Source organism: Yersinia ruckeri ATCC 29473 (assembly GCF_000754815.1).
GTDB lineage: Bacteria > Pseudomonadota > Gammaproteobacteria > Enterobacterales > Enterobacteriaceae > Yersinia > Yersinia ruckeri.
Window position 1 is genome coordinate 1,866,181 of the sequence record NZ_KN150747.1, and the last position, 23,842, is coordinate 1,890,022.

Sequence of the window (23,842 nt, forward strand, 5' to 3'; positions counted from 1 at the left end):
ATATCTGGCGGGTAATAGGCCTCCTTCATTGGGCTGGAGCCTGTTGAAGATGCTTTTTAGCTTATAGGAGTAGTGACAGTGGCTTATCATCCTCGCGCTGGGCAGCCTACCCGGCAAAGTGACTTGATTAATGTTGCTCAACTGACATCACAGTATTACGTGTTGCATCCTGATGCTGAAAACCCGGCTCATGGGGTTAAATTCGGTACATCCGGCCACCGTGGTAGCGCGTTGCGCCACAGCTTCAATGAAGACCATATTTTGGCTATTGCCCAAGCGATCGCCGAAGTGCGTCATCAACATGGCATTACTGGTCCTTGCTATGTGGGTAAAGATACCCACGCACTGTCCGAGCCAGCGATTATTTCCGTACTGGAAGTCTTAACGGCGAATGGCGTTGATGTGGTGGTTCAGTCAGATAATGGTTTTACTCCGACGCCCGCGATTTCCCACGCGATCCTGATGCATAATCGGCAGAATAAAACACTGGCCGATGGCATTGTCATCACGCCTTCCCATAATCCGCCGGAAGACGGTGGGATTAAGTACAATCCACCCAATGGCGGCCCGGCAGATACCAATCTGACGTCTGTGATTGAAAAACGCGCAAACCAATTACTGGCAGAAAAACTTTCTGGTGTGAAACGTCAATCGCTGGATAAAGCCTGGCGCGGTAATCATTTGCGTGAGCAGGACTTGATTCAGCCGTATGTTGAAGGTTTGGTCGACGTTGTCAATATGCCCGCCATTCAACGCGCGGGCATGAAATTGGGTGTGGATCCGCTTGGGGGTTCCGGCATTGCCTACTGGCAGCGTATCGCTGAGCACTACAAATTGGATCTGACGCTGGTCAATGACGCTATTGATCAGACCTTCCGCTTTATGCATCTGGATCACGATGGTGTCATCCGGATGGATTGCTCCTCTGAGTGCGCGATGGGCGGTTTGCTGGCGCTGAAAGATAAATTTGAGTTGGCCTTTGCCAACGACCCAGATTACGATCGCCACGGCATTGTTACCCCCGCAGGGTTAATGAATCCGAATCATTATTTGGCGGTTGCCATTAACTATCTGTTCCAGCATCGTCCCGGTTGGGGGGCTGATGTGGCGGTAGGCAAAACGCTGGTTTCCAGCGCCATGATTGACCGCGTGGTCGCCGATTTGGGGCGCAAGTTGGTAGAAGTACCGGTTGGCTTCAAATGGTTTGTTGACGGCCTACATAACGGCAGTTTAGGTTTCGGCGGTGAAGAAAGTGCTGGCGCTTCTTTCCTGCGTTTCGATGGAACGCCGTGGTCAACGGATAAAGATGGCATCATTATGTGCCTGCTGGCGGCAGAAATTACGGCTGTGACGGGGCAAAATCCGCAGCAGCATTATAACGAACTGGCTAAACGTTTTGGCGCACCTAGCTATAACCGTATTCAAGCACCGGCGACTCAGGCTGAAAAAAATGCCTTGTCCAAACTCTCGCCAGAAATGGTTACCGCCAATACCTTGGCGGGGGACGTGATCACTGCGCGATTAACTGCTGCTCCGGGTAACGGTGCTTCAATTGGCGGTTTGAAAGTCATGACCGATAACGGCTGGTTTGCCGCTCGTCCGTCCGGTACTGAAGATGCGTATAAAATCTATTGCGAAAGTTTCCTTGGGGCAGAACACCGCGAGAAGATTGAAAAAGAAGCGGTAGATATTGTCAGCGAAGTGCTGGCCGGGGCGAAATAAGCCGGAAAAACTCTGCTGAAAAGGTGTGAATAACAGGCAGTCCTATGGCGGGGCTGCCTTTTTTATTCGGCTATCCTAATGCGACCAGCAAAGCACCCACACTAATCAGGGTCACACCGACACCAGCGATCAGCGAAATTTTCTCGCCGAACAGAATAACGGCCAATATTACCGCAAATACCACGCTGAGCTTATCAATGGGGGCAACCTGAGAAACCGTGCCACTTTTTATTGCCATAAAATAAAATAGCCAGGAAAGTGCTCCCGCCACGCCACTCAAGATGATAAATAACAGTGCTTTTTTATCGGCAAGTACCGCTCCCACCAGATTAAACTTCCCCTGAACGACCACGACAGCGATTAAAAACAGCGCCATAACCACAGCACGAACGGCGGTAGCGGTGTTGGCATCCAAGTGCTGTAAACCGATTTTGCCAAAAATAGCGACGAGGGAAGCCGTCAGTGCCGACAGCAAAGCATAAATTAACCAGGTACTCATGATGAATAAGACCCATTAGCAATAGAAAACCCGATGCTACGCCAATAACCTTTTTTTGCCTACCGTAACCGATTGTTTCATTAGGCTACTCTACCGACTCTGTTACTCAGGCGATGGCATCAGGCAGAGAAGGGTGCGGAGCTTGGTACTTAACGCGGTAGGGTATCTGGAATAAAGCGGTAGCCTACGCCCGTTTCGGTCAGTAAATGCTTGGGTCTGGTGGGATCGTCTTCCAGTTTCTGCCGCAAATGGCCCATATAAATCCGCAGGTAATGATTATGTTCGACATAGTTCGGCCCCCAAACCTGATTCAGTAGTTGCCGCTGAGTGATCACTTTTCCCGCATTGGCCAATAGGGCGGTGAGCAGGCGAAATTCGATCGGCGTTAAGTGCAGTTCTTCACCCGCTCGCTTAACCTGACGATTAATCAAATCTACGCTCACATCGGAAAAACTGACAATAGGATTTTCCTGGCCAGCGGCACCGTGGCGGCGTAGCGCAACCCGGACTCGGGCTAACAGTTCACTGATACCAAAGGGTTTGCTCAGGTAATCATCGGCTCCGGCATCCAGCGCGGCAACTTTATCTTCTTCACTATTACGGGCGGAAAGGACGATGATCGGAATAGCACTCCATTGACGTAAATCCCGAATGTAAGTCAGGCCGTCGCCATCGGGTAAACCCAGATCCAAAATGATTAAGTCCGGTTTGCGCGTACCCGCCTCGATCAATCCTCGTTGTAGTGTTTCGCTTTCAAATACGCGCCAGCCCTCACTCTCCAAAGCAGTGCGAACAAAGCGGCGGATTTCTTTTTCATCTTCAACAATCAAAATGGTAGCTGGAGAGATAGTCACATTTCCTCAGGATTATCGTTACCCATATCAGGTGGGGTTTCCAATGGCAGAACAAAATGGAAAACGGCACCGCCGTTCTGGCCTTTTTCTGCCCAGATTCTGCCTCCGTGTACATCAATAATGGCACGGCAAATGGCTAATCCCAAGCCCACGCCCGGAATTGCGGATTCTTTATTGCCACGGGAGAATTTATCAAAAATCAGTTGCTCCTGCCCGCTGGTAATACCGGGGCCATTATCCCAGACTTCTACATCCAGCCATTCCCCCAGCGCTTTGGCACGAATACCCAGTGTGGCAGCTTGCCCGGCATATTTATGAGCATTTTCCAGCAAGTTAATGAAGACTCGCTCCAGCAAACTGCCGTCACAGTTAATCAGTACCATTTCGCTAGGTAAATCCAGTTCAATGGTATGAGAACTCAAAGTCGTTTCCAGCATATGCAGGGCGCTACCGACGATCTCTTCCAGCGATTGCCATTCTTTACGCAAGTTAAATCCGCCGGATTGAATGCGTGCCATATCCAGCAAATTATTCACCAAGCGGGTGGTACTTAATACTTGCTGGCGAATCTGGTTGGCTTGCGCGCCGTGACGAGAGCCTTCCGCCGCCAGATCTAATGTCAGGATTTCTGCCTGACCAAACAACACCGTCAGCGGGGTGCGCAAATCGTGGGATAACGCAGCCAGCAACGAGTTGCGCAATTGTTCCCGTTCGGCATCCAGCTTGGCGACTTCGGCGGTGCGCGCCAGATGCAGTCGCTCCAACGCATTGGCGATCAGGCTGGTAAAAGTCTGCAAAAGTCGTTGTTGTTCCGGCACCATTAACTGACGCAAGTTAGCCGGCTCGATAGCCAGTACACCAAAAGTCCGCTTGGAGGTGGTAAGAGGAAGGAGCTGATAAGGTACGCCAGGTAGGGTATCTGTGCCCGCACCCGCTGGAGCGCCATGGTCAAAACTCCAACGGGCGATAGCTTCATCTACTGAAAAAGTATGACCGTCTTCAGTGCCAATCTGCCGTAAACTTCCGTCTTCCTGTGGTAATAGCAGGCCGGTTTTAGCCTGAAAGCTGCTGGAAAGAAAATGGCGGCTGGTCTTGGCAATATCAATGCAGGTCAGAGCACGACTTAGTCCACGAGACATTTCGTATAAATGTCTGGCTCGCTGTTCTCGATAACGCGCGATGCGCGCCTGATAGCGCACGCCTGCGGTTAGATTCCCCACAACGATCCCAACAATCAGCATGACTGCAAAAGTGACCAGATATTGCACATCGGTGACTGCCAATGACCAATGGGGTTGAACAAAAAACAGGTCGAAGCTGGCGACGTTGAGTACCGCCGCTACCACAGACGGCCAGCGCCCGTAAAATAAGGCAATAATCACCACACCTAATAAATACACCATCACCAGGTTGGCCTGATCAAAACCGGGAATGAGCCATTGGGATAAAATGGTGATGACAGCGCAAAGTCCGATGGCTGCGGCACATCCGCGCAATTGCATGCGCCATTTTTCGTTAAAGCTACGGGTGTCAGTTTCTTTAGTGGTCGTGGGCGGCGTATCCGTTTCCAACGATACAATCACCAAATCCAGATCGGGTCCCAATTTACCTAAACGGTCAGCAAAGCTGTCGCGCAGTTTCCATCGTTTTTCACTGCGGCGACCAATAATGATTTTGCCCAGATTTTGCTCACGTGCGTAGCGTAAAATAGCGCGTTCTTCAGCCGTGTCGGAAAGGGTGGCGGTTTCGGCGCCCAATTCTTGCGCCAGCTTGAGTGAACGCAATATTGCCCGGCGTTTGGCTTCCGGCAAGGCATGAAGTCGCGGAGTTTCTACATAGACCGCATGCCAGATACAGCCCAAACGCGCGGCTAATCGTGCGGCGGTGCGCACCAGTTTTTCATTACCAATATTGTGGCCGATACACAGTAAAATGGCATCGCGTGTATGCCAAACCCGTTCACGACCCTGAGTATCTCGAAAGGCGCGCATCTGATCGTCAACTCGATCGGCAGTGCGGCGTAACGCCAACTCCCGCAGGGCAATCAGATTACCTTTGCGGAAGAAATGCTCGATAGCGCGCTCAGCCTGACCGGAAATATACACCTTGCCTTCACTCAGGCGTCGACGCAGATCGTCAGGTGGCAAATCGACCAGAACCACTTCTGTGGCCTCATCGAACATATGATCAGGCACGGTTTCTCGCACCCGAATACCGGTAACACCGCCGACAACATCATTCAAACTTTCTAGATGCTGAACATTCACCGTAGTCAGTACATCAATGCCCGCATCCAGTAGCTCTTCCACATCTTGCCAGCGTTTAGGATGACGGGAACCGCTGGCGTTACTGTGTGCCAACTCATCCATCAGTATCAGTGCCGGGTGGCGAGCCAGTGCAGCATCCAGATCAAACTCGCGGACCTGCCGATTGCGGTGGGCAATGCGCTTTAAAGGGAGCTGGGCAAGGCCTTCCAACAAGGCGGCAGTTTCACTACGACCATGGGTTTCCACTACGCCAACCAGCACATCCAGCCCTAACGCCCGCAGGCGTTGTGCTTCTTGCAACATGGCATAGGTTTTCCCCACGCCAGCACAAGCGCCGAAAAAGACCTTTAATTTGCCGCGTGGTTTCTCGTTTGCCACCGCGAGCAAGCTGTCAGGATTCGGACGGGTTGGTTCGCTATCCACTGGGACTTTCCTTATTGTTTAATGGGCTTCAGGCTATCCAGCGCCATATTTAATGTCAGCACGTTTACCACGTTTTCACCGATGAAATTAGGTGCAGCTTTCTGTTCGTTTTTGGTAATCAACTGTTGTACTGCCGATAACGGCAACTGACGAGCTTTAGCCACGCGATTAGCTTGATAATAGGCGGCCTCTAACGAGATTTGTGGGTCTAGGCCACTGGCTGAGGCCGTCACTAAATCCACAGGAACCGAGCCGGATTGGTCGGGATTAGCCAGACGCTGTGCTGCGACGCGTTCGCTGATGATTTTATCCAGCGCCGGATTACTGGAGGCTAAGTTACTACCACCAGACGACATGGCATTATAAGGCATATCCGCAGTGACTGATGGGCGACCGGCGAAATAACCCGGTTGGGTAAAGGACTGCCCGATGAGGGCTGAGCCAACGACTTCGTCACCCAGATTCATCAGCGATCCATTGGCTTTATCGGTAAAGATAACCTGTGCCAGACCCGTAGTCAGCAGGGGATAGGCAATGCCAGTCATTAGGGTTAATAAAATCACCAATACCAACGCTGGGCGTAAATAAGACAGCATAAAAACCTCGTTATTCATACAAGCCGGACAACACTGACCCGGCATTAATTAGTGGATAAATTAGCCCATGTTCAATGCGGTCAACGCCAGATCGATCAGTTTGATCCCGAGGAAAGGCACCAACAAACCGCCTAAACCGTAGATCCATAGATTACGGCGTAACAATGCCGATGCACTCATCGCCTTATAGCTGACGCCCTTTAACGCCAGTGGAATCAAGAACACAATCACCAAGGCGTTAAAAATGACCGCAGACAAAATGGCTGACGAAGGCGAGTGCAATTGCATCACGTTCAGTGCGTTTAACTGTGGATAGGTCGCAGCAAATGCCGCTGGGATAATGGCAAAATACTTCGCCACATCGTTGGCGATACTGAAGGTCGTCAGAGAGCCACGGGTCATCAGCATTTGTTTACCGATGTGTACCACTTCAATCAATTTGGTGGGATTGGAATCCAGATCCACCATATTACCCGCTTCTTTCGCCGCCTGAGTACCGGAATTCATTGCCACGGCAACGTCAGCCTGAGCCAGTGCCGGTGCATCATTGGTTCCATCACCGGTCATTGCCACCAAGCGGCCCTCGGCCTGATATTGACGAATCAGCGCCAGTTTGGCTTCCGGTGTCGCTTCGGCCAGAAAATCATCCACCCCAGCTTCGGCGGCAATAGCCGCGGCGGTTAGACGATTATCACCGGTAATCATCACGGTTTTAATCCCCATTTTGCGTAACTCGGCAAAACGTTCTTTAATTCCGCCTTTTACTATATCTTTCAGTGCAACGACACCTAAAACTCGCGCCCCTTCAGCCACCACCAGCGGCGTGCCACCGGTTTTAGCGACGCGTTCAACCAGGTCGTCTACAGCGCGTGGGAAATGACCGTGATTAGATTCCACGTGACGGCGGATAGCATCCACGGCACCTTTGCGAATCATGCGGTCTTGCACGTTTACACCGCTCATACGGGTTTGAGCGGAGAAGGGCACAAAGGTTGCATTTAGTGCGTGGATATCTCGTTCGCGTAGATTGAAGCGCTGTTTAGCCAGAACGACAATGCTGCGGCCTTCTGGGGTTTCATCCGCCAGCGACGACAACTGTGCCGCATCAGCCAATTGCTGCTCAGTGACACCCGGAGCAGGCAGGAACTCCGATGCCTGTCTGTTGCCCAGCGTAATGGTGCCGGTTTTATCCAGCAAAAGCACGTCCACATCTCCGGCGGCTTCAACGGCTCGTCCGCTGGTGGCAATCACGTTTGCGCCCAGCATTCTACTCATTCCGGCCACACCAATGGCGGAAAGCAAACCGCCGATAGTGGTAGGAATCAGACAGACCAACAAGGCGACCAGCACGGTAATGCTCACCGGACTACCGGCTTGATTGGCCTCAACGCTAAATAGCGAGAACGGATACAGGGTTGCTGTCGCCAGCAAGAAGACGATGGTCAATGCGACCAGCAAAATAGTGAGCGCCACTTCATTGGGAGTTTTACGCCGTTTCGCGCCTTCAACCATTGAGATCATGCGATCGAGAAAGGTTTCTCCAGGGTTGACGCTACACTGCACAACCAACCAGTCGGATAGCACGCGAGTCCCGCCGATCACTGAAGAGAAATCCCCTCCGGATTCGCGAATCACCGGTGCAGACTCGCCGGTGATGGCGCTTTCATCCACCGAGGCACCCCCTTCCAGCACTTCGCCATCGCAAGGCACGATATCTCCGGCTTCGATCAAAACCAGATCACCCTTACGCAGGCTATCAGCAGAAACTTTTTCCTGTGGTGCATCGTAGCGCGCCGCGATCAGTTTTTTGGCCCAGCTAGTCTTTTTTACGCCTTTCAGGCTTTCGGCCTGTGCTTTACTACGCCCTTCAGCCAACGCTTCGGCGAAGTTGGCAAACAGCACGGTAAACCATAACCACAAAGCGACGTTACCAGTGAACAGAGCGTTGCCACCAGTTTGACCAGCGAGAATGGCCAGCCAGATGGCGGTAGTCAACCAACTGCCCAGATACACCACGAACATCACCGGGTTACGCCATTGGACACGCGGGTCCAGCTTTTTCACAGCATCGATCAGCGCAGTGCGAACCAGTGCAGGCTCAAAGATCGCGCGTTGTTTGCGAGTCATATGTGTTCTCTCTCTACAACCAAATTATTGTTAACATCAATCATTTATTAATAATTAGTGTGTTAACCAGATTTGCAGATGTTCAGCCACCGGGCCTAATGCCAGGGCAGGAATAAAGGTCAGCGCCCCCACGAGCATGATCGTTCCTACCAACAGGCCGATAAATAATGGGCCGCAGGTGGGTAAAGTGCCATTACCGGCGGGTTGACGTTTCTTACTGACCAGAGAGCCGGCAATAGCCAGAACGGGCAGAATGACGCCAAAGCGACCGAGGAACATGGCCAATGCCAACAGTAGGTTGTAGAACGGAGTATTGACACTCAGGCCAGCAAAGGCGCTGCCGTTGTTGTTGGCTGCCGATGAAAAAGCGTAAAGTACCTCACTGAATCCGTGCGCTCCCGGATTGAGAATACCCGCCCGTCCGGCGTCGGTGCTGAGTGCCAGAGCGGTGCCCAAGAGCACCAGAGTCGGCGTGACCAAAATGGCCAGAGCGGTCATTTTCATATCGAACACATCGATTTTTTTGCCCAGATATTCGGGTGTGCGGCCAATCATCAACCCAGCGATAAACACGGTTAACAGCACGAACAGCAGCATGCCGTAAAGACCAGAACCCACGCCACCGAACACGACTTCGCCAATTTGCATCAGCCACAGCGGAACCATCCCGCCTAATGCAGTAAAGGAGTCATGCATGGCGTTAACTGCACCACAGGATGCGGCGGTGGTTACCACGGCATACATACTGGAAGCCAGAATGCCAAAGCGGCTTTCCTTACCTTCCATATTGATATTGCTATCTGCGCCCAGCAGCATTAAATGTGGGTTACCTGCTGTTTCGGCATAAATCACCACCAGCACGGCAGCGATAAAAATCAGCGCCATCGCCCAAATTAATGTATGCCCCTGACGGTTATCACCGACCACCTGACCAAATGAAAAGCACAGGGCGCAAGGGATAAGAAAGATGGCTAGCATTTGCAATAAGTTGCTGAAAGCCGTTGGATTTTCAAATGGATGAGCGGAGTTGGCACCGAAGAAACCACCGCCGTTGGTACCCAGCAGTTTAATGGCTTCCTGTGAGGCTACCGGACCCATTGGCAAAATCTGTTTTGCTCCCTCCAGCGTCGTGATGTGCTGGTAGGCTTCAAGATTTTGCAAGACGCCCTGGCTGACAAATACCAGAGCAAGGATCAGCGCCAACGGCAATAACAGGTACAGCGTGATGCGCCAAATATCGACCCAGGCATTGCCCAGCGTCGTGGATGAATGACGGGCAAAAGCGCGAATCAGGGCAAAGACCACGGCAATACCGGTGGCGGCGGACAGGAAGTTTTGTACCGTCAAACCGGCCATTTGGCTGAGGTAGCTCAGGGTGCTTTCCCCGCTATACGCTTGCCAATTGGTGTTGGTGACAAAACTAACCGCAGTATTCAGCGCGAGATGCCACGACATCCCCGGAAATTGTTGCGGATTGAGGGGTAATGATCCTTGAGTTATTAATAATATGAATAACAGCAACGCACCCAACAGGTTAAAAAGCAAAATCGCCAGTGCGTACTGCCATGCATTCATCTCTTCATTTTTGACTCCACTACAGCGCCAAATAGCAGACTCTATGCGCTGTAATCTGGGGAAGGGTTCTCCTTCAATCAAATGAGCCAAAAAACCACCCAATGAACGGGATAGCACCAATAGAACCAGTAGGAAACTGGCGATAAACAGGAAAGCTGACGCTGCCATTTAAAAGTCCTCCGCATTAAACAGGGCATAAACCAGATAGCCAAGCAGCAGCAGGACTAGCAGCGCACCAGAAATGATGCTGAAACTCACGTGACACCTCCACAGGTGTAGTTTTTCGATAACATGAGGTTACAAAGCTCTAAGTATAGTTCCCGATAAAAAATCGGTCTGGCGTGTAAAAAAAGTATAAAGACGGTCAATAAAACGTCATAAAGCGGCGTTATTTTGAGTTAGTGGGTTTCTGTCGTGAAATTCTGAGTAGAAAATTCATACCTATTTAAAAATAGTGTTGATTGTAAATTTCCACGGCTCGCAAGGTAGCTATTTTGTAATCATTCATGGATTCTAATTAACCGTTCGGTAACAAAATTACATTTTTAGGCTAATTTTGGGATTTTTTCTGTCTTTCAGTGGTCGGATGAGTGGTAAAGTTTCATCCTATGCGGTAAAATTTTGTTCAGTTTTCACATTCACTAACTTATTTATTTTTTAGTGCCAGACTGTAAATCCATTTCGCAGACGCTGTTTCGTCAGCATTACAGAACGGTGCTTTTAAAGGAGGATCGCTATGTCTATGTACAATGTATATCCATTGCATCAGGTTCTCCTGCGCCGTAGCGCAGTAATCCTGATGGGTGTCTTGGCTTCACCAGTGATGCTATTTCGCCGTGATCGCGCACGTTTTTACAGCTATTTGCACCGTATTTGGCTGAAAACCAGCGATAAACCCGTTTGGTTGGCGCAGTCTGAATCCGCCGCGCGGGATTTTTACTGAATTTATCGATAAATAAAAAACCGTTATGAAATCAATGCCGGTCAGCGTTCGCTGGGCGGCATTTGTTATTTCAACGGTAGCAAAGCCGCGTAATGAACACTTTTAGCGGTAATACCATTGAATCGTGCGATAAAAAATATCAGGCAACCCAAGCAAAATCTTGTCATTCTGATGGTTCTTCACGCCTACAGCACCAGACATTACCCCGAAAAATAGAATTTATCCGCCAATCCGGTTATTTGATGCAATAACCGTTATGCTTTATTAGTAATAAGACAGATCATCCTATAAACACACAGATATATAGGAGCCTGTTTTTTCTGTATTTGATGGATAATCCGAGGGAGTGAACGATGGGTGAAAAAATTCCAGTGGGTATCAGTGCTTGCCTGCTTGGCAGTACCGTTCGCTTTGATGGCGGACATAAAAAACTGGGTTTTGCGACTGAAGAATTGGCTCCTTATATAGAGTTTGAAATGGTATGCCCAGAAATGGCCATCGGCTTGCCGTCACCTCGCCCAGCATTGCGCCTGGTACGCCAGCAAGATAAAGTCATCATTCGTTCCAGCAATGATGACAGTCAGGACATGACCGCTGCCATGCAAAGCTTCTCGATGGAAAGGGTTAAGCATTTCGGTCACTTATGCGGCTACATTCTGTGTGCAAAATCACCTAGCTGCGGCATGGAGCGAGTCCGGGTTTACAGCGAAAAAGGCGATTTCTCGAAAAAAAATGGCACCGGTATTTTTGCTCAGGAATTACTCAAACAGATGCCGTGGCTACCAATAGAAGAAGACGGTCGTCTACAAGACTCACAACTGCGTGAGAATTTTGTCGAACGCATCTATGCCCTGGCCGAGCTCAATGCCCTATGGAAAGAAGGGTTAACCCGTGGTGGCCTGATGGCGTTTCATAGCCGCTACAAACTGTCATTGCTGGCTCATTCCCAACCAGAATATCGTCAGATAGGGCCGTTTGTTGCCACCATGGACCAATGGACATCACTGGAAGATTTCGCCAAAGAATACCGCCTTCGACTCATGCACCTGCTCGCCAACAAAGCCACCCGAAGTAATCACACCAACGTATTAATGCACGTGCAAGGTTATTTCCGCCGCCATCTCAATCCAGCTCAAAGGCAAGAGCTAGCCCAGCTAATCGATCGCTATCGACAAGGCATGCAGCCGCTATTAGCACCAATAACGTTAATAAAACACTATATGGCGGAATATCCAGACCCGTATTTAGCGCAGCAGCGGTATTTTGATCCGTATCCGGAAGCGTTGCGGTTGCGCTACGGTCACTAGGTGATCGGCTACTGCGCGTCGCCATTTCGGGATTACGCAGTGCTCAGAATCCTCACGTACTATGTGTACGCTCCGGTTCTTGTGCGCTGGGCGCACCCGAAGTTGGCTAGCTCGCTACGCCCTCGACTTGGTCGGTGATCGGCTACTGCGCGTCGCCATTTCGGGATTACGCAGTGCTCAGAATCCTCACGTACTATGTGTACGCTCCGGTTCTTGTGCGCTGGGCGCACCCGAAGTTGGCTAGCTCGCTACGCCCTCGACTTGGTCAGTGATCGGCTACTGCGCGTCGCCATTTCGGGATTACGCAGTGCTCAGAATCCTCACGTACTGGGTTTGAGTGAATCGGTTATCTCTATTTAGTTAGACAAAAGGATAATAATGGCCACCCACCTAATCTGGTTTCGTCATGACCTGCGTGTCACGGATAATCTGGCACTGCACGCCGCTTGTCAGGATCCGCAGGCTCAGGTGATCGCGGTATTTATTGCTACGCCACAGCAGTGGGCCGCTCATAATATGTCGCCAAAGCAAGCAACCTTTATCCAGCAAAATCTACAATGTTTACAGCAGGCGCTCGCTTTGCGCAGTATCCCTTTGTATTACCACCAATGCCATGATTTTGATGCCTCGCGGCGTTGGTTAGCGGCTTTCAGCCGGGAAAAACAGGTCGATAAACTGTTTTATAATCATCAATATGAATTGAATGAACGGCGACGTGATGCTGAACTGGAAGACAGTTTGCGCGGGCAAGTTGCCTGTCAGGGATATCACGACAGCCTACTATTGGCACCTGGTAGCGTACTGACTGGAAACGGCGATATGTATAAGATTTATACCCCGTTTCGTCGCGCTTTTATTCAACGCTTATTAATAAGTGATTGCCAGTGTGTACCAGCACCGAGAGCTCGTGGAGAGCCGATTACCACCATCCAGCCACTTGCGCCGTTCGACTATCCGACTGAAAACGTGGATAGCGTCCTGTTTCCAGCAGGAGAAGAGGCGGCATTGCAGCGTTTGCGTCAGTTTTGCCGGGAACCGGTGCGGGATTATCACCAACAGCGAGATTTGCCAGCCATTGCCGGAACCAGCCAGTTATCGCCTTATCTGGCAATCGGGCAATTATCCCCTCGTCAGTGCTTTAACCGGCTGAGGGTTGAATGCCCTGATATGTTGGAACAGCCAGATAGCGGTGCCTTTAGCTGGCTTAATGAACTGATTTGGCGTGAGTTTTATCGGCATCTCTTGGTCGCTTATCCGCGATTATGCCAGCATCGCCCATTTATTGGCTGGACGGATGAGGTACGATGGAACACTGACGCAGAGAGGCTACAGGCATGGCAACAGGGCATGACCGGTTATCCGATTGTTGATGCAGCTATGCGCCAGATGAATGCTACTGGATGGATGCATAATCGGCTGCGAATGATAACGGCCAGTTTTTTGGTCAAAGATTTATTGGTGGATTGGCGTCAAGGCGAGCGTTATTTCATGTCCAAATTGTTAGACGGTGATCTGGCTGCCAATAACGGCGGTTGGCAATGGGCAGCATCCACTGGCACGGATTCGGCACCTTATTTTCGTATTTTCAACCCGACAACCCAAGGGGAGCGATTCGATAAACACGGTGTCTTTATCCGTCACTGGTTACCTGAGTTAGCGGCGGTACCAGCCAGTGATATTCATCAACCTTGGCGTTGGGCGCAGCGGCAACAGCAACATCTGGACTATCCGTTGCCGATGGTTGATCACAAGCAAGCCAGACTGGATACCCTGGCTGCATTTGAGGCCGCCAGACGGTTTCATCCCCAAAAGAGTTAATAGCAAGGAGCCAGTATGTTCAACAAAGGGTTAGCCCTGATTTTTAGTCTTTATTCTTCATTGAGCTGGGGAGGATTTGAGGTGGTCGCCCTCGGGGTAGACGGTGGCGTCAGCGATGGCAATCTCACTTCGTATTTAATTCGTGGTGATAATAATCCACTTTATTTGGCATTGGATGCCGGTTCGCTACTACCAGGCATCAGTAAGGCGTTGGATAACGGCCATTTCGCCGATGTTACTGATCAAATGGCGGCACCTTTTACTCGTCAGGGTTATATTCTCCGTCAGCGTATTAACAGTTATTTTATCAGTCATGCCCATCTAGACCATGTGGCTGGGCTGATTATTGCCTCTCCAGAAGACAGTAAAAAAACCCTTTATGGCACGGCTTCGACCGTAGAAACGCTGAGAAATTACTATTTTAACTGGCGTGTCTGGCCGAACTTTACCGATTCGGGTAGCGGCACACGCCTGGGAACTTATCGTTTGGAGGCGAAACGACCCGCCCAGAGTTTCACCATTGGACTCACCCGACTGCTCGGCGAAATTTATCCCCTTAGCCACGATCAATCCCCATCCTCGATGCTATTGATTAGCCAAAACAATGAGTCCTTTGCCTATTTTGGTGATACGGGTTCGGACGCGGTGGAGAACTCAAAGAATCTCGATCAGATCTGGCGCATTTTGGGTGAAAAAGTCAAACAGCAGCAGTTGAAGGGCATCATTATTGAGGTTTCCTACCCAAATAATGTGGCTGACGGCAAACTTTATGGTCATTTGACACCCAAATGGTTACTGACAGAGCTGAAGAATTTGGCGAAATACAGTGGTGAGAGTAAGCAGCCGTTGAAAGACCTGCCGGTGGTGATCAGCCATATTAAACCTTCCCTGCAACAGGGGGTAAATAGCCGTCAGATCATTGCCGACGAATTACAGCAAGGGAATGATCTTGGCGTTAAATTTATCTTTATGGATCAGGGTGAGCGCCAGCAATTCTAAAATTCGCCGGTTTGCTTTCACAGAAGTTGGCGGGTATGTTAACGCCAATAACGATGGTACGAGATAAAAGCATGCGTAATGATGAATTGGAAATCCTGCTTAACACCCAACTGAATACCACGGCCTTTCAGGATTATGCGCCGAACGGTTTACAGGTAGAAGGACGCCCTGATGTTCAGCGGATTGTCACTGGTGTTACCGCCAGCCAGGCATTGCTGGATGCCGCCGTTGAGCATCGAGCTGATGCGATTCTGGTTCACCACGGCTATTTTTGGAAAAACGAGCCAGTGATGGTGCGAGGTATGAAACGGAATCGGTTAAAAACCCTGCTGACCGAAGATATTAATCTGTACGGTTACCATTTGCCGTTAGATGCGCATCCTACTTTGGGTAACAATGCCCAATTAGCCAAGCTGTTGAATATTGATGTAAAGGGCGAGATCGAGGCCTTGCTGCCCTATGGTCAGTTTGAGCAACCGATCACTAATTTGGCGCTGAAAGAACGTTTGGAAGCACTGTTGGGTCGTTCGGTATTGCATTGCGGTGACCATGCACCAGCAGAAATTCGCCGCGTGGCTTGGTGTACCGGTGGTGGGCAGGGCTATATTCAACAGGCCGCTGATTTTGGGGTTGATGCCTTTATTACTGGTGAGGTTTCCGAGCAGACCATTCATATTGCCCGTGAAATGGGGGTGAATTTCTATGCGGCCGGGCACCATGCTACCGAGCGTTATGGTATTAAAGCTCTGGGGGAATGGCTGGCGGCGCAACAGGGTTTTGACGTGACGTTTATCGATATTCCCAATCCGGCCTGAGCATTGAATACTTCACGCCATCCTATCAGCGGATGGCATGACTTATCTTGGCGAAAACCAAAGACTACGCCTTTTTATCCGATTAAAATCCACTTTAATGCATAATTATGGGTAGAGATGAGATTTCTCATAATCTTTAATACCTTGCTACTGATTCTAAATAAGAAAAAAAACCTTCAAAGAATAAAATATGCCTTTAAAATAGGAAAATACTGTTTTTTTTGTGGCTAATATGGCTTTTTCACCCTTATTTGTTGATTAATCTCCCATCTTCTGTTGTTACCCGGCTATTGACAGTTTTAATACGCTAAAGCATAATTATGTATTCCTGACTAATAATTATTAAATTTCAGAAACAGTCAAAGTCTTATAAAAAACAGGGAGAACAGGATTGCAACGAGCACGATGTTACCTTTTGGGAGAAAGCGCGGTAGTTCTGGAACTTGAGCCGCCGGTGACGCTGGAAAACCAACAACGTATCTGGGGGTTGGCGGATCGTTTGATTCATCATCCTGATGTACGTGAAGCTATTCCTGGCATGAATAACTTAACGCTGTTGTTGGAAAATCCGCAACAAACGGCATGGGATGCTATTGAACGTTTACAGCGCTGGTGGGAAGACGGTGAATCTTTGCAACTGGAATCCCGTGATATTGATATTCCGGTGATTTACGGTGGCGCAGCTGGCCCCGATCTGGATGAGGTTGCCCGTCATACCGGCTTAACGCCACGTCAGGTAGTAGCATGCCATTCTGCTGCAAGCTATATCGTCTATTTCCTTGGCTTCCAGCCCGGATTTTCCTATTTGGGCGGTATGCCAGAGGCGCTGTCCACCCCCCGTCGTGCTGAACCACGGCTGGTGGTCGTTCCGGGTTCTGTCGGCATCGGTGGCAGCCAGACGGGTATTTATCCGCTGGCGACGCCCGGTGGCTGGCAGTTGATTGGCCGTACTGCACTGGCACTGTTTAACCCGCTGGAAATGCCACCAACCTTGCTACGGCCCGGCGATAACGTGCGCTTTGTGCCGATGAAGGAGGGAGTATGTTAAAAATTATCCGTGCGGGTATCTATACCACTATTCAGGATGAAGGACGGCCCGGTTTCCGTCGCTTGGGGATCAGCCAGGGTGGGGGGCTGGATCTGCCAGCGTTAAAAATGGCCAATATGCTGGTCGGCAATGCGCCCGGTGATGCGGCTCTTGAAATTACCCTAGGACAATTCAGCGCGGAATTTACCCAAGCTGGCTGGATTGCCGTCACTGGTGCTGGCTGTGATAGCAAACTTGATCATCAATCCTTATGGACTGGCTGGCGTTATCCGGTCAAAGCGGGTCAGCGTATTCAGCTCAGCGTACCGGTGCGGGGAATGCGTAGTTATCTGGCTATTTCCGGCGGTATTGACGTGCCCGAAATGCTTGGCTCACGCAGTACTGATCTGAAGGCTGGATTTGGTGGTCATCAGGGGCGATTAATTAAAGAAGGTGACGAACTGCCACTGGGCAAAGTGACCCGTTTACCTAATGCATCCGTTGGAATCAAACAATTATTATTCGGCAACCGAGTACGCGCTGTTCCTGGGCCAGAATATCACCAATTCTCAGCCAGTGCGCAAGAGGCGTTTTGGCGCAGTGCCTGGCAGCTTAGTCCACAAAGTAATCGTATGGGCTATCGACTGACCGGCGGGGCATTGGCTCGTACTACTCAGCGGGAAATGCTGTCTCACGGCTTATTGCCCGGTGTGGTGCAGGTTCCCCATAACGGCCTGCCGATTGTGTTGATGGCAGATGCACAGACTACCGGTGGTTACCCGCGAATTGCCTGCGTGATCGAAGCCGATCTCTTCCATTTGGCGCAGATTCGCTTGGGCGAATCGGTGCATTTTGTCAAGTCTACCCTTGAAGATGCGCTGCAAGCCAAGGCCGAACAACAGCTTTATTTACAGCAGATTGAATTCGGTTTAGCCGCAGGCTTTCGTCCGCTGGAGGCCAAATGAAGGTAGATTTAAACGCTGATCTTGGCGAAGGCTGCGCCAACGATCGCGAGCTACTACAGTGGGTCAGTTCCGCGAATATCGCCTGTGGATTCCATGCCGGTGATGCAGAAATCATGCGCCAGTCGGTACGCTGGGCCATGGAGTTTGGTGTGGCGATCGGTGCTCATCCCAGCTTTCCTGATCGGGAGAATTTTGGCCGCACGGCGATGAAATTGCCACCGGAAACCGTTTACGCGCAAGTGGTTTATCAGCTAGGCGCGTTGGCGGCGGTGGTGAAAGCCGAAGGTGGTCGTATGCAGCATGTGAAGCCACACGGCATGTTATATAACCAAGCGGCTCGCGATCCACAGTTGGCTGATGCGATTGCACGGGCGGTGAAAGCCGTTGATCCTACTTTACGTTTGGTTGGTCTGGCGGGGAGTGAATTGATTCTTGCCGGGCAGCGTGCCGGTTTACAAACGCGGCAAGAAGTGTTCGCCGACCGCCGCTATCAGGCTGATGGTTCGTTGGTTCCTCGTAATGAGCCAGATGCACTGATCAACAGCGATGCCCAGGCATTATCCCAAACGCTGGCCATGGTACAGCAACAGCGGGTTCAGGCGCGGGAAGGAACATGGGTAGCGGTACAGGCGGATACCGTTTGTGTGCACGGCGATGGTGAACATGCGTTGGTCTTTGCCCGCCGTCTTTATGACAGTTTCATCCAGCACAATATCAGCATCAGTGCTGATTAATAGGGCACCAATAATCATAACCGCCTGGCTCGGGCGGATTCAGTTAAAACTTCATTAGAACCCAGGAGAATAGATTTGGAAGCAACAGTTAATCTCTGGCCGCTTATCGGTATCGCCGCCATTATCATCGGATTTTTAATGCGAATTAATGCCGTATTGGTGGTGATTACCGCGGGTATTATTACCGGTGTTGCGGCCTTAATGCCGATCGCCACTATTTTGGAAAAATTGGGTGAAGGTTTTCTTAATACTCGAAACCTGCCATTGATTCTATTATTGCCGCTGGCAGTTATCGGTCTGCTGGAACGCCACGGCTTGAAAGAGCGGGCGCAAAGCTGGATTTCGCAAATTAAGAGTGCGACTTCTGGTCGTCTGCTGATTGTCTATCTGTTTATCCGCGAAGCCACGGCAGCGCTGGGTTTGACCAGTCTGGGTGGTCACCCGCAAATGGTGCGTCCGCTGTTGGCACCGATGGCGGAGGGCGCTGCGGAAACCCGTTATGGGGAATTGCCAGAGAAAGTACGCTATCGCCTGCGTGCCATGTCGGCAGCAACGGATAACGTCGGGCTATTCTTCGGAGAAGATATTTTTGTCGCCTTCGGTGCCATTATTTTTATGCATAACTTTATGCTGGAATCCGGCGGCATCCAAACCGAGCCGCTACATATTGCTCTGTGGGGAATTCCAACCGCAATTTGTGCCTTTATCATTCACGCCTATCGCTTGCAACGTTTGGACAAGCAACTGGCGGCAGAATTGACGGCGCTGAATCAGTCGGCACTGGCTGAAAAAGGGGCGTCAAAATGATTTTCCAACAACAATATCTTTACTGGTTAGCCGGCTCGGTTTTGCTGATCGTGGCCTTGATGTCCTTTCGCGATAAGGCTAATCCGCGTCGTATCACTACCGGCCTGTTTTGGGGTTTGTATGGCATGGTCTTCCTGGTGGGCGACTGGACATACCGTTTGGCAAATACGTTGGCGGGAGAGGGGCCGGATGAAAAACGCATCCTGAATATTGCGGTCGGTGTTGTGGTGGTCATTATGGCGCTGATCGCCGGTTTGGGTGGTGTACGTCTTGGTAGCTACCATCAGCGTACGCCAGTTGAACGTGAGGTGAGTGCCAAACGTTTGGGGAACCGACTGTTTATTCCAGCGCTGGCTATACCTATTGTCACGGTGATTGGCGTTTTACTGTTCAATAATATTCCGGCGTTAGATTTGTGGGTATTTGGTGCCGGTAATCATGCCACTTTGGTTACGTTATTCTCGATGACATTGGGCTGTGTGCTTGGCCTGATCATTGCTGTGGCCATGACGGGTGAAACTGCTGCGCAGCCGATTCAGGAGGCTCGTCGCTTGCTGGACTCTATCGGTTGGGCCTTTATTCTGCCGCAGATTCTGGCCACTTTGGGGCTGTTATTTACCACTGCGGGCGTAGGAACGGCGATAGCGCATTTAACGCAGGAATATCTGGCAGTCGATCATCGCTTTATTGCCGTAGCCGTCTATGCTATCGGCATGGCGGTACTGACCATGATTATGGGTAATGCTTTTGCTGCTTTCCCCATTGTCACTGCTGGGGTCGGCATACCAATTTTGGTATTACAGCACGGCGGTAATCCGGCGGTGATGGCGGCAATCGGGATGTTTTCCGGTTATTGCGGTACCTTAATGACGCCAATGGCCGCTAACTTTAATATTGTGCCGGCGGCATTATTGGAGTTGCCGGATAAAAATGCGGTGATTAAAGCACAGATTCCAACTGGCGTAACGTTATTGATTGTTAACGTATTCTTGCTCTATTTCCTGATGTTCCTGTAGGAGAAGTGATGAAAAATGTGTTGATTACCGGTTTTGAGCCATTTGATGGTGAGAGAGTCAATCCCTCTTGGGAAGTGGTCAGGCAACTGAATGATTTAATGTTGGGTGGGGTCAGAGTTGTGGCGCGCCAGTTACCTTGTGTTTTTGGTGAAGCATTGACGGCGCTAAATGTGGCAATAGATGAGCTACAGCCAGCGCTGGTACTGGCTATCGGGCAAGCTGGGGGGCGCGCTGATATGACTATTGAGCGAGTGGCGATTAATATTGATGATGCCCGCATTCCAGACAATAAAGGTCAACAACCGGTGGATCAGCCGATCATTGACGCTGGCCCGGCAGCTTACTTTACCCGTTTACCCATTAAAGCCATGGTGCAGGGGATCAGGGATGCTGGCATTCCTGCCTCGGTTTCCCAGACCGCAGGTACCTATGTTTGTAATCATGTTATGTATGGGTTATTACATCGGTTAAATCAGTCCGGCAATGTCAAAGGTGGTTTTATTCATATCCCTTATTTGCCGGAACAAGCTGTCAACCACCCCGGTGCGCCGAGTATGTCAGCGCAATCGGTGCTGGTTGCATTGGAGCTAGCGATTTCCATTGCTTTGCAGATTGATCATGATTTGCAGATTGCTGGCGGCGCGATTCATTGATTTTCATATGAAAATATCACAAGGAAAAGTGAGCGTTAGCCCATTTTTCCTTTAATATTCAGTGAGTTCTTTTATCCTTGGTCGCTGAGCTTAGACCGGTGTTGATTTTACTGATGGGGGGTGTTCGGTGGGTTGTGCTTCGATACTTATTTGATGCGTAAATCTTTTATTTGCCAATATTTTATTCCCATCATCTAATAAGGATTTCTTATTCCCTAAAATATCAGCAACACTTATTGCGAGTATCTTACCATCACTATAACTAACGGTTTTTTTATTTAAAATAGTTGCTAGTTGATCAGCCAGTCCTCCCGGCTTTCCCGCGTAACAAGCCGCGACATGTAATCGCTTTGTATCTTCTTTTAAATTTATTCCCGACTGCGTATTGATATACTGAACTAACTGAGTGGCAGTGAAGTATCTGGTATTTTTACTCTCGATGGTTTTAGAATCAATAATATATTCTACTGGTCCTGGAGTTACAGCATAATTCCCACATGGGGTACCATGTATCATGATCCCAGATTCACCCGTTCCCCTGAAATCACTAATATATGCACAAAAAGGTTTGTGCAGATGTACGGGGGCATCTGAGTTGGCTAAAAAAGCCTTAATATTAAACGCCTTGTAAAACTGGACGGGACTCGCCTGCTTTGGATGTAAGTTTAATTTAATATCCGGTCTGGATCTTACCAACTTGAAACCTTTTATTGCTTTGTTGCTAGATAAATTATACTTCATCACTTTCAATGAAATGTGAGTTCTATTTAATCGAGGGAATTCCATAACGCCTCCAAGGGAAAATAAAATTTTCGCTTAGTGACGAATCATTTTATATCATAAAAAGATAATTTGATATTTGGTGTTAAAATAAAATTGATATATTAATTATTAAAGTTATTTAAATAAAAATAAAAGGTCTGAGTTCCGCAACGTATTGAACTCAGACCAAAAACTAGCAGTCGGCTTATTTCTTCAACTGACTGTTAAATTCACGCTCGGCATAACCGGTATAAAGCTGACGCGGACGAGCAATTTTCAGACCTTCGTCATGCATTTCATTCCAGTGGGCAATCCAGCCGATGGTGCGAGCAATCGCAAAGATGACTGTAAACATGGAAGAAGGAATCCCCAAGGCTTTCAGGATGATACCTGAGTAGAAGTCCACGTTCGGGTACAGTTTTTTCTCAATGAAGTACGGGTCGTTCAGCGCGATACGTTCCAGCTCCATCGCCACTTCCAGCAGGTTGTCATTCAGGTTGAGTTCTTTTAACACCTCATGGCAGGTTTCACGCATTACCGTGGCGCGCGGGTCATGGTTTTTGTAAACACGATGACCAAATCCCATCAGACGGAATGAGTCATTTTTATCTTTGGCACGACGGATAAATTCAGGAATGTGCTCAACCGTCTTTATTTCTTCCAACATTTTCAGACAGGCTTCGTTCGCGCCGCCGTGAGCGGGTCCCCATAGGGAAGCGATCCCTGCCGCAATGCAGGCAAACGGGTTGGCACCGGAAGAGCCTGCAGTACGCACGGTAGAGGTGGAGGCGTTTTGCTCATGGTCAGCGTGCAGAATCAAGATACGATCCATGGCGCGTTCCAGCACCGGATTCACTTTATACTCCTCACACGGAGTGGAAAACATCATGTGCAGGAAATTGCCAGCGTAAGACAGGTCGTTACGTGGATAAACGAACGGTTGACCCAACGAATATTTGTAGCACATCGCGGCAACGGTCGGCATTTTGGACAGCAGACGGAAGGCGGTTATTTCGCGATGGCGCTCGTTGTTAACATCCAGTGCATCGTGATAGAAAGCGGCCAGTGCGCCAGTTACACCACAGAGTACCGCCATCGGATGAGAGTCACGACGGAAGCCTTGCAGCAAACGGGTAATCTGCTCGTGAATCATGGTGTGGCGGGTTACGGTGGTTTTGAAGGTGGCGTATTCTTCCGCCGTCGGTGTTTCGCCGTACAGCAGGATGTAGCACACTTCCAGATAGGTGGATTCTTTTGCTAACTGATCGATAGGGAAGCCACGATGCAGCAAAATACCTTCATCGCCGTCAATAAAGGTGATTTTGGATTCGCAAGACGCCGTGGAGGTAAACCCGGGATCAAAGGTAAAATAGCCTTTGGAACCTAAAGTTCGTACATCGATAACATCGGTGCCCAGAGTCGGGGTGAGTACGCCCAGTTCAATCGCTGCTTCGCCAGTCAAATTTAGCGTCGCTTTCTTGTCAGCCATTTACAGTCTCCTTAGCGCTATATTTTAAAATCCTTAACAACGGTAATGTCTTTTGTGCCTGCGACGCGTTTTTCAGATTATCAGCAGCACTCTGTTTTTTCATCGTTCAAGTCGCGATTTAGGGCACAGAGCATGTTGCTAATAGGTCGGTTGTCCAACACGCTGAAGAGTCAGGTGACGTTACGTGATTGTTAATGATTTGTCGGATACTTATATTCTTCTTATCATTGCCTACAGTCTATGTGTGGATATTTACTTTATACACTGTTGCATAACTCATGCTCATGGGGAAGTGTATCTGTAGACCTTTCACGCATCATAGAGCTTATTTAGCCCTTAGTTGTAATGGAAGTGTTTATTCTTTGTCAAATCAGATAATTAATTTTATTTAAATTGTGTGAATCGTGATCCTAATCACTGTTCAAGGGAAATGTTATTAATCAG

The 23,842-nt window shown here is 49.6% G+C and carries 21 protein-coding genes; 12 read left to right on the forward strand and 9 right to left on the reverse strand.

Features of this window, described 5'->3' with window-relative positions; genetic code table 11:
- Positions 1-78: 78 nt before the first annotated feature.
- Positions 79-1,722 carry a phosphoglucomutase (alpha-D-glucose-1,6-bisphosphate-dependent) gene (gene pgm / locus DJ39_RS08310; protein ID WP_004721872.1) on the forward strand — a complete coding sequence of 548 codons (1,644 nt, stop codon included), beginning with the start codon at positions 79-81 and terminating at the stop codon, positions 1,720-1,722.
- A 70-nt stretch (positions 1,723-1,792) separates the two neighbouring features.
- Here the strand turns inward: pgm and DJ39_RS08315 are convergent, their stop codons facing one another.
- From DJ39_RS08315 to DJ39_RS08345, 7 genes are all read right to left on the reverse strand, one after another.
- Positions 1,793-2,221 (reverse strand): EamA family transporter, encoded by a 429-nt coding sequence (locus DJ39_RS08315; protein WP_004721874.1) that lies wholly within the window; start codon positions 2,219-2,221, stop codon positions 1,793-1,795.
- A 149-nt stretch (positions 2,222-2,370) separates the two neighbouring features.
- Positions 2,371-3,075 carry a two-component system response regulator KdpE gene (gene kdpE / locus DJ39_RS08320; RefSeq protein ID WP_038245914.1) on the reverse strand — a complete coding sequence of 235 codons (705 nt, stop codon included), beginning with the start codon at positions 3,073-3,075 and terminating at the stop codon, positions 2,371-2,373.
- Positions 3,072-5,765, reverse strand: a complete 2,694-nt coding sequence (gene kdpD / locus DJ39_RS08325) for a two-component system sensor histidine kinase KdpD (protein WP_004721878.1) — start codon at positions 5,763-5,765, stop codon at positions 3,072-3,074. The genes kdpE and kdpD overlap by 4 nt, the downstream gene beginning before the upstream one ends.
- Before the next feature lie 11 nt (positions 5,766-5,776).
- A complete protein-coding gene (gene kdpC / locus DJ39_RS08330) occupies positions 5,777-6,361 on the reverse strand; it encodes a potassium-transporting ATPase subunit KdpC (protein WP_271301296.1) in 585 nt (194 codons plus the stop codon).
- 60 nt (positions 6,362-6,421) lie between these two features.
- Entirely contained in the window at positions 6,422-8,488 is a 2,067-nt protein-coding gene (kdpB, locus tag DJ39_RS08335; RefSeq protein WP_004721882.1) for a potassium-transporting ATPase subunit KdpB, read from the reverse strand.
- 54 nt (positions 8,489-8,542) lie between these two features.
- Positions 8,543-10,231, reverse strand: a complete 1,689-nt coding sequence (gene kdpA / locus DJ39_RS08340) for a potassium-transporting ATPase subunit KdpA (RefSeq protein WP_004721885.1) — start codon at positions 10,229-10,231, stop codon at positions 8,543-8,545.
- The gene (locus DJ39_RS08345; RefSeq protein WP_032907040.1) at positions 10,232-10,321 is read right to left on the reverse strand and encodes a K(+)-transporting ATPase subunit F; all 90 of its coding nucleotides are present in this window, start codon (positions 10,319-10,321) and stop codon (positions 10,232-10,234) included.
- 478 nt (positions 10,322-10,799) lie between these two features.
- On the opposite strand from DJ39_RS08345, the gene DJ39_RS08350 reads away from it, so the two are divergent.
- The 11 genes from DJ39_RS08350 (at position 10,800) to pcp (ending at position 21,147) form a co-directional block, all read left to right on the forward strand.
- Positions 10,800-11,006 (forward strand): YbfA family protein, encoded by a 207-nt coding sequence (locus DJ39_RS08350; protein ID WP_038245917.1) that lies wholly within the window; start codon positions 10,800-10,802, stop codon positions 11,004-11,006.
- 353 nt (positions 11,007-11,359) lie between these two features.
- Complete coding sequence (locus DJ39_RS08355; RefSeq protein ID WP_038245903.1) at positions 11,360-12,313, forward strand: YbgA family protein; 954 nt, start codon at positions 11,360-11,362, stop codon at positions 12,311-12,313.
- 378 nt (positions 12,314-12,691) lie between these two features.
- Entirely contained in the window at positions 12,692-14,131 is a 1,440-nt protein-coding gene (gene phrB / locus DJ39_RS08360) for a deoxyribodipyrimidine photo-lyase (protein ID WP_004722206.1), read from the forward strand.
- Between the two features lie 15 nt (positions 14,132-14,146).
- Positions 14,147-15,130 carry an MBL fold metallo-hydrolase gene (locus tag DJ39_RS08365; protein WP_004722204.1) on the forward strand — a complete coding sequence of 328 codons (984 nt, stop codon included), beginning with the start codon at positions 14,147-14,149 and terminating at the stop codon, positions 15,128-15,130.
- 71 nt (positions 15,131-15,201) lie between these two features.
- A complete protein-coding gene (locus DJ39_RS08370; protein WP_038244504.1) occupies positions 15,202-15,945 on the forward strand; it encodes a type 2 GTP cyclohydrolase I in 744 nt (247 codons plus the stop codon).
- A 391-nt stretch (positions 15,946-16,336) separates the two neighbouring features.
- On the forward strand, positions 16,337-16,993 hold the full coding sequence (gene pxpB / locus DJ39_RS08375) for a 5-oxoprolinase subunit PxpB (RefSeq protein ID WP_038244502.1): 657 nt from the start codon (positions 16,337-16,339) through the stop codon (positions 16,991-16,993).
- Complete coding sequence (pxpC, locus tag DJ39_RS08380) at positions 16,987-17,937, forward strand: 5-oxoprolinase subunit PxpC (RefSeq protein WP_038244499.1); 951 nt, start codon at positions 16,987-16,989, stop codon at positions 17,935-17,937. Before pxpB ends, pxpC begins: the two co-directional genes overlap by 7 nt.
- Positions 17,934-18,671: a 5-oxoprolinase subunit PxpA gene (gene pxpA / locus DJ39_RS08385; RefSeq protein WP_038244495.1), complete on the forward strand. Its 738-nt coding sequence runs from the start codon at positions 17,934-17,936 to the stop codon at positions 18,669-18,671. Before pxpC ends, pxpA begins: the two co-directional genes overlap by 4 nt.
- Before the next feature lie 75 nt (positions 18,672-18,746).
- The gene (locus tag DJ39_RS08390; RefSeq protein WP_004722195.1) at positions 18,747-19,478 is read left to right on the forward strand and encodes a DUF969 domain-containing protein; all 732 of its coding nucleotides are present in this window, start codon (positions 18,747-18,749) and stop codon (positions 19,476-19,478) included.
- Entirely contained in the window at positions 19,475-20,494 is a 1,020-nt protein-coding gene (locus tag DJ39_RS08395; protein WP_038244492.1) for a DUF979 domain-containing protein, read from the forward strand. The genes DJ39_RS08390 and DJ39_RS08395 overlap by 4 nt, the downstream gene beginning before the upstream one ends.
- Before the next feature lie 8 nt (positions 20,495-20,502).
- Positions 20,503-21,147, forward strand: coding sequence for a pyroglutamyl-peptidase I (pcp, locus tag DJ39_RS08400; RefSeq protein WP_004722190.1), 645 nt, complete (start codon positions 20,503-20,505; stop codon positions 21,145-21,147).
- Between the two features lie 90 nt (positions 21,148-21,237).
- Here pcp and DJ39_RS08405 read toward each other — a convergent pair whose 3' ends face one another.
- Positions 21,238-21,933, reverse strand: coding sequence for a hypothetical protein (locus DJ39_RS08405; protein ID WP_004722189.1), 696 nt, complete (start codon positions 21,931-21,933; stop codon positions 21,238-21,240).
- A gap of 181 nt (positions 21,934-22,114) precedes the next feature.
- A complete protein-coding gene (locus DJ39_RS08410; RefSeq protein ID WP_004722187.1) occupies positions 22,115-23,398 on the reverse strand; it encodes a citrate synthase in 1,284 nt (427 codons plus the stop codon).
- Between the last annotated feature and the right edge of the window lie 444 nt (positions 23,399-23,842).